This window comes from bacterium, assembly GCA_035370465.1.
Classification (GTDB): domain Bacteria; phylum Ratteibacteria; class UBA8468; order B48-G9; family JAFGKM01; genus JAGGVW01.
Window position 1 is genome coordinate 1 of sequence record DAOOVW010000044.1, and the last position, 12,202, is coordinate 12,202.

8 protein-coding genes are annotated in these 12,202 nt (G+C 31.0%); 2 read left to right on the top strand and 6 right to left on the bottom strand.

All coding sequences use genetic code 11. The features are described 5' to 3' along the window. From PLW95_06395 to PLW95_06415, 5 genes are all read right to left on the bottom strand, one after another. Positions 1-2,822 (bottom strand): hypothetical protein (locus PLW95_06395; protein HOV22292.1); only part of this gene is annotated, 2,822 nt, incomplete at its 3' end. Between the two features lie 116 nt (positions 2,823-2,938). After that, entirely contained in the window at positions 2,939-3,133 is a 195-nt protein-coding gene (locus PLW95_06400; protein HOV22293.1) for a hypothetical protein, read from the bottom strand. A 733-nt stretch (positions 3,134-3,866) separates the two neighbouring features. Then, on the bottom strand, positions 3,867-5,705 hold the full coding sequence (locus PLW95_06405) for a clostripain-related cysteine peptidase (protein ID HOV22294.1): 1,839 nt from the start codon (positions 5,703-5,705) through the stop codon (positions 3,867-3,869). After that, positions 5,702-7,240, bottom strand: a complete 1,539-nt coding sequence (locus PLW95_06410) for a cohesin domain-containing protein (protein ID HOV22295.1) — start codon at positions 7,238-7,240, stop codon at positions 5,702-5,704. Before PLW95_06410 ends, PLW95_06405 begins: the two co-directional genes overlap by 4 nt. 151 nt (positions 7,241-7,391) lie before the next feature. After that, positions 7,392-7,550 (bottom strand): hypothetical protein, encoded by a 159-nt coding sequence (locus PLW95_06415; GenBank protein ID HOV22296.1) that lies wholly within the window; start codon positions 7,548-7,550, stop codon positions 7,392-7,394. Positions 7,551-7,877: 327 nt separating this feature from the next. Here PLW95_06415 and amrB point away from each other — a divergent pair, with 327 nt between their 5' ends. Both amrB and PLW95_06425 read left to right on the top strand, forming a co-directional pair. After that, the gene (gene amrB, locus PLW95_06420) at positions 7,878-8,690 is read left to right on the top strand and encodes an AmmeMemoRadiSam system protein B (GenBank protein HOV22297.1); all 813 of its coding nucleotides are present in this window, start codon (positions 7,878-7,880) and stop codon (positions 8,688-8,690) included. A gap of 24 nt (positions 8,691-8,714) precedes the next feature. After that, complete coding sequence (locus tag PLW95_06425) at positions 8,715-10,625, top strand: hypothetical protein (protein ID HOV22298.1); 1,911 nt, start codon at positions 8,715-8,717, stop codon at positions 10,623-10,625. A 35-nt stretch (positions 10,626-10,660) separates the two neighbouring features. Here the strand turns inward: PLW95_06425 and PLW95_06430 are convergent, their stop codons facing one another. Further along, the gene (locus PLW95_06430; protein HOV22299.1) at positions 10,661-11,743 is read right to left on the bottom strand and encodes an MFS transporter; all 1,083 of its coding nucleotides are present in this window, start codon (positions 11,741-11,743) and stop codon (positions 10,661-10,663) included. Positions 11,744-12,202 lie beyond the last annotated feature (459 nt).

Genomic DNA, 12,202 nt, shown 5'->3' on the forward strand with positions numbered 1-12,202 from the left:
GCCTGTTTTGTTGTTGTCCATGCAATATCTACGCTATCTGATAATGTGCCGGAGGGAACAGATGTAATTGTTATAGGAAGAGAATCAGTGCGGTTAAATTCATAATAAATATCACCCCAGGTATCACTAATCTGGATAGATTGTGTATCTTCTGGAATATCAAATGTCCCGCAGAAAGTACTCTCTTTAGGCCAGTCGGAAGTCCTACATCCTTTATATGGAGAAACTGTTGTGAATTCCTGCGAGTATATATTTTTTCCAGAACTATTAAAACATTCTAATTTGTAATCATCATTATAATATGGGGCTATTTCCAAAGATACATCTATTTTACCTGTTGCAATTTCTGTTATATCAAAAACAGAAATTGTTTCTGGAATTAATTGATAATATCCAGGACTTCCTGGAGGTGTTTCTGTTTGTGCGGAAATAAAAATTCTTCTATAACCTGTTGGAACTTCTGCTTTTTTGTAACTTGCAGATTTTGTTTTTGTGCCGAGGGTTGATTGAAAATAATTCTCAAATTCAGAAAAAGTTGATTCAATTGGCCATATAAGAGTGGTAGAAGAACCCATTATATCGTACCAGTATTTATCCTCATACCATGACTGCCCTTTTCTTGGAAAATGTAGAAACCTATTTCTAAAACCATTGATTGAATTGGCAGCAGATTCATCATTTATAAAAGCAGTAAGTCCTTCTACTTGCAGTCCTGCTGGTGGAAATTCATCATATTGCTCTTCTCCTGTATAAAGTCCTATTCCATGTCCCAACTCATGTAAAGCGGCATCAGGAGCAGTTTCATCCACAAAAATTACGCCTCTCCTTAACTTCAAACTTGCTCCTGTTATACCTTCTCCCATCGCTCCTTTTGGCAAAACTGCAACTACAAAATCAATCCGCGGCGTTTCTTCCCCTGCTATCCAATCACCCACGGCAGCAGTTGTATTGATAAATCCCTGGGCGACTGCGAGAGTATTGGCTATTCGGTTCAAAAGGGCGACACTGCTCAGCATTGATAATATTCCACCATGAAAAGTCGTTACCGGCGCGGTCCAGATATTAATGTTTTCTTTTGATATTGGCAGCATAGCCGGTATGAGTTTCTTCAGGGCATTCTCTACGCCTTTACCATCAGGCGCACTTTTGGTATATCCGGCAATAAATAACTGAACTGGCTGAACAACTATATTTAATTGCCTGCTATATGGAGAAGAAAATGTTAAAGTTTTACGAAAGATTTGTTTCACACCCTTATCAGGAGCATCATCAAACCCCTCAATACCTGTTGTATCTATTTTTACTTCTATATAAATTGAATCCTTATCTGTCGCCGGAATGATGAAATCAACGGTGGTATTGCCATAAAAAATATCTTTGCCTAAATTTGAAATATCTCTATGCAGGATTACATTTGTATTTACAGGGTCTATTCCTTTTGTATCTCCATCCAAATATGCTTTGAATTTCACCCCTGAAACATTTGCATAGTTTGTTGCTATATCAAGGGATAATAGTGTTTCTCTACCTTTAAGAAGAGTATGGTCTTTTCTACCTGACCATGGTGAAGGATGGGGCAGACAATTCTGACCGACCACATAATCATTTACCCAGAAAGAAGGCAACTTTTTTTTGTTTTTCATTTCAGACCCAGAACTATTCCAATTAGAAACAAGAAAATGCAGAGTATTAATTTCCGTTCCTCTGGTTAAAAATGTCCGTAACATATTACCAATCACCGGCGCTTTATCACCATAATAATTATCATCTCCCAAGTAAATCGGAGTAAAAGGTCCGTTTAGTCCTTCAAACCTGGGGCCGCTCTGCCCAACAAAACTATTACCGGAAAAAGTGGGATGAACTGAAGAGTCCTCTGACCATTTTGGCAAATCATATACAGAGAAATCGTCAAAAACAAGGTCTGAACCAAAAACACAATCTTTAAATTCGGCTTCATTTCTGTTGTGTAAGGTAACAAAATCGGCGAATTCGCAATTTTCAAATTTTGGACTCCTTCCGTTAATTGAAATAGGAGATAAAAAGGTTGTGTTTTCCGCTTCAAAACTCTTTATTTTTGAAATAGAAAACTCTGATAAAACCGTTGAATCTTTGATGGAAAGAGAGGACTCCTCTGATAGTTGAAGTCCATATATTTCTGACTTGTTAATAGATACAAGAGTATTTGGCTGGACAGTAATTAAAAATTTGCTTTTACAATTCCCAATATTAGAACCAGTGGATTTTTGATAAAAAATCAGTTCTCCATTTCCTCCTATGCTATCAATATTTACTGACTGCTCTCCCCGAAAATGGATATTCACACCATTCAATACCGCACCACTTTGAAAATTTATTGTTCCATCTACATAAATAGAATTATATGAAGCGCTTCCGATAAGTTTGTTCTTTATAGTCAAGGTTTTACCATCCGGGACAACAACATTGCCTTCCAGAGTTGCCACATCGTTTATTGTTTCATTATACAGGAGAGTTCCCCCGATTTTTCCGTTTATATTCACTGATACAGGCAAACCATAATTAACACCATCAATTACTAATTGGAAAGTATAATTTCCTTCTGTAAGTTCACTATGAAGTTTTGTCCCTTCAAGTTTTCCTCCTCCCTCTGGTAAACTTCCTATAACTGCTTCTTCTCCATCACTACAAACAATTTTAATTTCATCTGCTTTGTATCCAATTTCAACTTCGTATTGAAGATGAACACTATCAAGACCTTTATAACTAACACTAATTTTTGTAGCAGCATTACATTTGAAAATAAAAGAAAAAAACACCAATATTGCAATAAAAATTTTTTTCATTTTCCTTTTCTCCTTTTTTTGTATTTTTTAGTATTACCGCGGGGGTTAAATTCACGCGGTTATACTTCTACTTCTGGTATAACATTGCAGTTCTATTCGGCTACTGATAGTTAAATTCACGCGGTTATACTTCTACTTGCTCCGTTGTGCTTGCTAAATCTCCCCTTCTCCTCTCCGCCACAAATCTTGTCGGACAGATGCTTTCTAAAAGAGGGGCAACAATCTCCCTTTACAAAAGGGGAAACTACGATAAATTCCTTCCTTTTATAAAGGAAGGGTGGGAATGGATTTCTCTGTATCTCCTCTTTCAATCCCCCTCTTTCCACCTTTTTTCTCCGATTGCTCCCTCCTTTGACAAAGGAGGGCGGGGGTGGATTTCTAAATCCCCCTCTATCCCCCTTTATTAAAGGGGGAATATTTTGTATGACGCACCAACTCTGCCCTGCTAAACCCTGCTTCCTTAGTCGGTTTTTCAAAGGGGGAACTTATGGGTAAGGGACAGCCCTCTTTACAAAAGAGGGGAGTTACTCCTTCCCTTTATAAAGCATGTCCGCCAATGTTTTAGTGCGATAGTCCGCCAAAGTATCAGTGGCGGAGAGGAGAAGGGGAGCTCGCCCGTAGGGCTATGCCCGAGGGAATGGATTGTCTTACACAGAAGGGTTTAGAGTTTTGCTTACAGACCATCCCTACGCCGAAGTGATAAGTTATACTTACGGGATTTTCATTTATAAATCCCCCTCAGCCCCCCTTTCTAAAAGGGGGGAATATTCCTTCCTTTAACAAAGGAAGGTCTCTCTTTTTGCCACAATATCTAACCCGCAGGACAAGGAATATCCCTTCCTTTAACAAAGGAAGGTTAGGATGGATTTCTAAATCTCCCCCTACCCCTCTTTCTAAAAGAGGGGAGTATTTTGGGATGACGCACCAACTCTGAGGCACAAGGTAAGCAACTTTTGTCGGTTTCCCAAAAAGGGGATATTTTGGGATGGAGTTTTTTTTATTTTCTGCCTGTTTTTATTTCCTCATAAAGAGTTTGTCAAATTATCAGGTAAGTCCAACTACTCTTCTTAATATCAAAATTACATCTGTTATATCCACTTCTCCATCTCCATTTATATCTGCCAGAGAAGTATCTAGAGGGTCTAATTCAATTGCCATCCTCAAACATAATATTACATCTGATATATCTATTCCCCCACTTTTATCAACATCTCCTTTTCCCGGTAATTTCCCATATATTTTTATATCGTCAACTGCCCAATACCAATCCCAATTTGCATTATAATAATGCCATCTTATTTGAACATTTTTTTCCCCGGAAGATATTGAAGTTAAATCAATAATTACTTTTCCTTCTATATCCTGTCTTTTAAATTTTTTTAAATTTTGCCATTGCCCATTTCCTATTTTTATGTCAACATCTCCTATTTCATTTTCATAATATTCAAAAACATTTTTAAATTCTAAATAACAGGTAGCATATGAAGTAAAATCAATAGAAGGGGTTATAAGTTCCTCATCCATATCAACTGTTCCTGCCCAATCACTATCAACAATCATAAAAGGAGAGTTTAAATCCAAATTTCTTCTACCAGGGTTTGTATATGTCCATGTTTTTCCATCATTATATCCATCAACAATAGTCCAGTTAACAGGAATACCTGATGAAAAGTCCTCTGAAAAAACAAGTGTAAAAGAAGAAAATAAATCAGAAGTTAAGAAAGCAGATAAAAACTCATCCCACAATGCACTTTCTGGGAAAGAAATTGTTTCCCCATTATAATCAAAAGCAATTACTTCTCCATAATCAGGAAAGTAAATTGAAAGTCCATAAGAATTATCACTTTCCTCATTATCAGAAAAAACTGTTTGCTTAAAAATATCTTGAAATTCCTCAATTTTTGACTTTAATGTTTCATTTTCTGTTGTCTGATAAAGTTTATTAAAAAAATCATAAAGGTCAATATAAGTTAGTTCATCAAAATTTTTTGTCTCACTTCTAACTAAATAAATATCTAAATATATGTCACTGCTCATAATCTCATCTAACACATAATTTAAAGAATCTATAAGTTGTTGTATATTTATAAGAGAAATTGCGGAAAGTGTATCATAAGAATATGAATTTACAATTATTTCACCGAATTCTTCAGATGTAGATAATGGTTGTGCTTTCAATTCACTTAAAATTTCAACATAATCCCAGCCAGAGGCAGGTTCAACTTCTTCTGATGCGACCATAACAGAAGCGAAAGGACTTAACTCATAGGCAACTTCAATCATACCCATCAAACAGGCATCAAATCCAATTAAATCCACTCCACCAGCATTTTCAATTGCCTGTCTTACTTCATTTGTTGAAAGATAGTCCCCGTCTGTATCATCATAACAAACTTCTTTTAAAACAGGTATTTCTTTACCTGCTATTTGATACATTGACTGATATAAATCTCTCCAACCACCTCCGTGATTCCATAAAATTAAAGTATATTTTTCTGCTGGGTAATTTTCTTTTGCCCAGAGAATAAAATTTGCCAGTGTTTCAGGGTCTCCCATATTTACTTCTCTCTCCCCTTTTCCATCTCCCCAGTTAGAAATTGCATTTTCTTCTGTTGGTTCTATTCCCTTTGTTACATAAAATCTATTACAACCAGTCCAATTCCCATAACTACTGTCATAACGAGAAATTCTATCAAATTGAACAACTATATTAACATTTTCATCAGAACTAATTTCACTCATTTCTAAAAAGTCATCCAAAGCATATTCTTCAAGGTTATTGTCTCCATCTAAATAAATCATAATTGTCCACTTTGAAATTGTTGCTTCAGAAAAGAAAGAGAAAAAAACAAAAAGGAAAAGGATAAATATAAATTTTCTCATAAAGGTATTTTTACTTTTATATATTCCCCATCTTTATCAATAAATTTTGCTTTTTCAATTTTTAAATTCTCTACATCTCCTGATAATGTAATAACAAGTTTATCAAATATTTCTTTATTACCAGCAATTGAAAAAGAGTTTTTTCTTATAATAATATCTGTTTTTTCTGGTTTTATATCTTCAATTTTTATTTTACCTTTTTTTTCAATTTCAATGAAGAAATTTTTAAAATCACCTAATTTATCTGACTTAAATAAAAAAGATGTTTTATCATCATTTTTTTGTTTTTCAATTTCCAGAATTGTTTCAACAGAAAGATTTATTTGAAATTCTTTTTTCATTGTTTCTTCAGTTTCAGGAAAGGCAGAAAAAATAATTTTATAATTCCCTCCTTTTACATTATTTTTGTCCACTTTGATTACTATCTCTCCTTTATTCTTTTCATAATTTATCACAGGAAATTCAATTTCAATACCATCTGGAATTATTTCTTTCCCAAATAATATTTTTGAATTAAGTCCACCATAGTAATCACAACTTAAAGGTATTTCAATTTTATTTTTATCATAAGGAATATACACATTTTCTTCATATTTTAAATTAAACTCCCTTTCCATTGGGACTTTTTTCCATTTCCATAAAATTTTACTGTCCTCTGTTATTATAAAATTTGCCTGATTTGAATTTCCATTTCTGGCAGCACCAGTTCCTTCATAACCAGTGCATACAACTTTTTCCATTTCACTTATTGGCACTCTATCCTCTACCTTACAAATAACACTTTCTCCTTTTGTAAATGTCGTAAAACCATTTGGAGGAGATGGATTTCCATATTCGCTCATAACAAGAAGAATGCAATTATTTGAAGTTGGAGCAAAATTTCCCTGTTGTTCTACCTGATATGTTTTACTTTTTGAAGTTTCTCTCTCTGACCGAACAGGAATATTACTTTCTCTGCCCTGGTTTGTTATTCTTTCTCCTGGTGTATTTCTTATTATTGGTTTAATAGTTGATGTTGGAGAAGAAAGTTCTGGTGTTTCAGGTAAAGAACTTTGAGAATCTTCATTTTCTTTTGTTTCCCCCTTTTCACCTTCAATCTGGATAGTAGATGTAATCCCTATACAATTTAGTTTTTTCCCATCTTTATCAGATAATCTTATCCCTCTTATAGACATATTTACCTTACCACCTTTTTTAATTAAAAATCTGACATATACTAACACACCATTTCCTGAAATACCTTCAAGTTTTGGGTCAAAACCAGCAATTCTTATATTTCCTTCTGATACTTCATTTACCAGAACATTCCAATCAAAAACAAGTTCTCCATTTGAAATTCCATCAAAATTAAGAATCTCTTTATCAAAATAAACATCAAATTGGAAAGCAGAAAACTTTTCTTCACTTGATATTTTTATAGGAATAGTTATTTCACTTACAGAAGAAGAAACAGATAAATTCTCAATTGTAATTGTAGCAGAAAAAACAGAACCTATAAGTAAGAAAAATACCAAAAAAATTACTTTTTTACACATTTTCTTTGTGGAAGTAAATACTTATTAATCTCTATTCATGTTTCAGGTCCAGAAGGGTTATTTTGATTTTAGCCACTAAATTTAATTACTAAAATTATTTTAAAACATATTTTTTAAATGTCAAATTTTTTTCAAAAGCAAAAAAAGCAACTTATTTATTTTTATTCTTCCATTGTCTTCCAAAATATGTCTCATTTACTTCTACTATCCATCCAAAATTCTTTGGAATATCTCTTTGCATAATTTCTCTTATTTTATTACAACATTTTAAAATTTTATACTCTGATAATCCCGTTTGCTCTTTTATCATTTTTACCCTTTTAGATATTAAAAATCACCTCAAAAATTTCTTCCATTCATATCTGCAATTTTTACACCTTATTTTACCCCTTCTCTTTCTTCCTCGCTCTCTGATACCTCTCTGCTATTTTTTACTTATTTTCTTCCTTATTCCCATTTTTAATTCCTTTTTCATTTGCACCTCCGGTTTTTTCTTATTTTATCCGAAGGTGCTATTTAAATCCTATTTTTCGAGTAGATTCCTATTTTGTCTTGTCTAACATACCTTTTGGAGTAGATTTATTATGTCTCAATTCGTTGGTTTGAAGTTTATCATTTTAAAAGGTATAATATTTTTATGGAAAATGTAAGAGAACCAGTAGTAGCAGGTTATTTTTATCCATCTTCAAAGTCACAACTTTTAAGAATGCTTGAAGAGTTTATCAAAAAAGATGATGAAAAAGAAGATGCAATATCAATAGTGGTTCCTCATGCGGGCTATATTTATTCTGGGAAAACAGCAGGGAGTGTCTATTCAAAAATTGTAGTTCCTGAAACTGTTATAATTATCGGTCCAAATCATACTGGATATGGAGAACCATATGCAGTTGCTTCTTATGATTGGTGGCTTACTCCTATTGGTAAAATTCCTGTTAATAAGAACCTTGTTAATCTTCTTGTTGAGAAAAGTAGATATCTTCAAATAGATAATTTTGCTCATGAAAGAGAACATTCTGTTGAAGTACAACTGCCTTTTCTTCAAGTTGTAAAAAGTAATTTTAAGATTGTTCCAATAACTTTGATGGGATATATTGATAATCCGGCGTGGATTGAAATAGGAGAGGCAATTGCTGAAAGTATAAAAGAACTTGGAGAAAAGGTTCTAATTGTTGCCAGTTCTGATATGACCCATTATAAACCACATGATATTGCTGAAGAAAATGATAAGTATGCTATTGAAGCAATTTGTTGTTTAGATGAAGACCTTTTAATTGAAAGGATACTTGAAAGGGAAATTTCAATATGTGGGTATGCTCCAATAATTGTCTCAATTGTTGCTTCAAAAATTTTAGGAGCGCAACAAGGAGACCTCATAAGATATACAACAAGTGGAGAAACTTCAGGTGACAGGGACCAGGTAGTTGGTTATGCAGGAATACTTATAAAATAGGAATTATGACAAGGGAGTTTGAGTTTGTTTATATTTCTTTTAATTTCTCTTTCAGTTGCAAGTATTTTTTATTCTCTAAAACTTTGTGAAAAAGATAATTTTCCAGAATTTTTGCTCATTTTTTTAATTATCTTTTATTCTCAAATACTTTGTTTTTCTATAGCTTTAGGTCTTTTTCATATTTTAAATTTAAAATTTCTTTTCTTTTTTTCTCTTGTTTCTGTTATTATTTCTATTTTAAAATATAAAAAAGAAACTATTAAAATCTTTTTAACATCATCTTTTTCTAACTTTAATATTATTATTTTTTCCCTTGTTTTCTCTTTTTATTTCTTTGCCTGTATTCAACTTTCTTTTCTACTACCTCCTCTTGCAACAGATGGACTTCTTTACCATCTTCCTTTTGCAGTTCACTTTTTAAAAACATCCTCAATTTCTTTATGCCCTCTTTATTTTGTTGATATTGCTATGAGTTATTATCCCTTTGGGGGAGAAATATTTTATTTTTTTACTTTACTTTCACAAAAGGACTTTTTACTTAAATTCACGCAATTGCCTTTTCTTATTATGGGAACTATTTCTGTTTTTTTAATCTCCAAGGAACTTTCTTTCTCAAACATTTCATCACTCCTAACTTCTTTAATTTTTGCTATGATAAAACCTATTTTTCAAGAAGCATCTCTATGCTTTGTTGATCTTATGATGGCTTCAACTTTTCTTGCTTCTATCTATTTTTTATTAAAAGACAAGAAAAAATATATTGTTTTAGCAATTCTTTCATGTACAATTTTAATTTCAATAAAAACACTTTCTTTAATTTATTTTCTTTTTTTAGTTCCTTTTTTCTTTAAGAAAAGAGATGGGAAATACATAAAAAAAGATATATTTTTCTCATTAGTTTATTTCTTTTTCTTTGGATTTTTTTCATATATAAGAAATTTCATTGTTACAAAAAATCCATTTTACCCGGCTAATATCTCTATTGGAAAATTTACAATTTTTCCCGGCTCATACATTTACAAAAAGGGACTTCCAATAAATTGCTTTAAAATTTTATTTCACCCACAATCTCATATAGACCCTTCTTTTTTTATAATTTCTATTATGTTTCTATTTCTATTTATTTCTATTTTTATTTATTGTATAGAAAAAAGAAAATTCCCTTATTTATTTTTTCTTCCTTTTTTTATAATTTTGGGATATTTTATTTTAATTCCTCCTAATTATTATCAAATAAGACATCTCCTTCCAATTTATGGAATTTGTGCAATTGCCTTTGTTTTTCCATTTCAAAAAGGATACTTTCAATATCTTCCTTTTTTATTTCTTTTTTATTTCTTTTGTCTCCTTTTTCCTTATAACCACCAAAATGTTTATCTTTTCCTTATTATCTTTACAATTTTTACAATTTCTTTTTATTTGATTAAAAAATTTCCTATTTTTAATTTTATTTTCTTCTTTTTCTTTTTTCTCTATCTTTCCGTTTATTTATTTCCTGTTGCAACTTTTTCATATAATAAAGTCAAGTTTAAAATATGGGGAACATTTTATAAGGACTTTGCTGATGTGTGGGAATTTGTTGGTAAAAGCAAAAACAAAAATATCTCTTATGTTGGTGGGTTTCTTTTATATCCATTTTTTGGAGAAAATTATTCCAATAATCTTTATTATCAATCTGTAAATTCTGTTGAAACATATCCAGTCCATTTTTACAAAGGAAAAATTGTTTTCTCTGAAGAAAATCCAGAAAAAATTTATAGAAAGGACCCATCATTTAATCTCTGGTTTATGGGACTAAAAAAGAAAAAAATTGATTGGGTAGTTTTGAAAAAAGATGAATATTATATTGAAAAAGAATGGATTGAAAAAAACCCTCAATATTTTAAATTAATATTTTCAGGTAAAATTACAGAAATTTATAATTTTTTATACTGATAGTTTTGGATATTTTATTTATAATTATATGTTTTTTAATTACTTTTTAAGAATAATAATTTACAAATACCAAGAAAAGCATAAATAGAAGATACTATCAAAAATGTATTTTTAAATTCAAACATATTACTTAAAAAACCACAGCAAATAGGACCCATAGAACTACCTAATCCTATAAAAAATTCATGTATCTCTGTTTTAAATCCAAGTTTTAGGTGTGAAATTAAACTATTATGATAAGAAATAGCACTTAATATACCTATTATTGAAAAAGGAATTAAAAATTCAACTGGTTTTTTCAAAAAAAGAAACAGAAAAAATGACAGAGAAAAGAAAAAACAGGCAAAAGGGAAAAAGAATTTATTTTTAAAAACAGGTTTATTTCTTATTAGAAAGAATGTTAAAAAATTAAAAACCTGAAGAGAAGAAACAAGAAAACTTATATTTTTAGGTGATAATTTTATTTCAAGTCCATATCTTGGAAAAAGAAAAAATGAATAACCAACTGCAAAATAACTTAAAAAATTCAAAATTCTTACATCTTTTATATCTTTTTTATTTATATTTTTTCTCTCAATTCCTTCAAAGTTATTCTTATTTATAATAGGAGATAGATGATTTTTTTTGAATAAAATAAAGTAAATACCAAGAATTATAAGAAGCAAACCCGATATAATAAATGGTAAAGAATTTCTAATTGAATAAATAAAACCTGAAAGGAAAAATCCAATAATAACACCAAATGACCATGAAATATTAAAATATCCTGTATGTTTTGGTTCTGTTTTTCTGAAAGATAATTGAATATTTGGCCAGAATCTTCCAAATAGAAACCCAATTAGTAATAGTGATATTAAAAAAACTTTCCATGGCAAAGCAGATAATAAAAGATAAAATAAACCAATAAAGAAAATTGTAAAGGGGAAAATTTTTTCTTCTTCATATTTTGAAAAAATAAATGTTGTAATTGTATATGAAAAATTTATTAAAAAGCCAGAAAGTCCAATACTGAATTTACTCACATTGTATTTTTCAGTGAGATACATTGGAATAGACACATCTACTATACTGGTTGACATACTAACTAAAAAAGCAATTATATTTAAAATTAAGTACATTTTTATAATAATTTGGTAATTTTAAAATTTTTGTCTTAATTTTTACTTAATTAAACCAATATATCATACCATAGGTAAACCCTAAAACAATTAGGAAATGATAAATTTCTTTAAAAAATCTTATACAAAAGCAATTAATATGGTATAATAAAAAGTAATAAGTCAGTAGAACCTTTATGTTAGGCACAAATGAAAATCCATCCCCTCGGGCATAGCCCTACGGGCGAGCCCACCTTCTCCTCCACAAAGCGTGGCGGACAGGATTTGTTAAAGGAAGGAATAAGAACAAAAAAAATCCCCTCTTTGAAAAACCGACAAAAGCAGATTACCTTGTGCCTCAGAGTTGGTGCGTCATACAAAATATTCCCCCTTTAACAAAGGGGGATGGAGGGGGATTTAATATGAAATCCATCCCATCCTTCCTTTTTCAAAGGAAGGAGTATATTTTTCCCCTTTAAT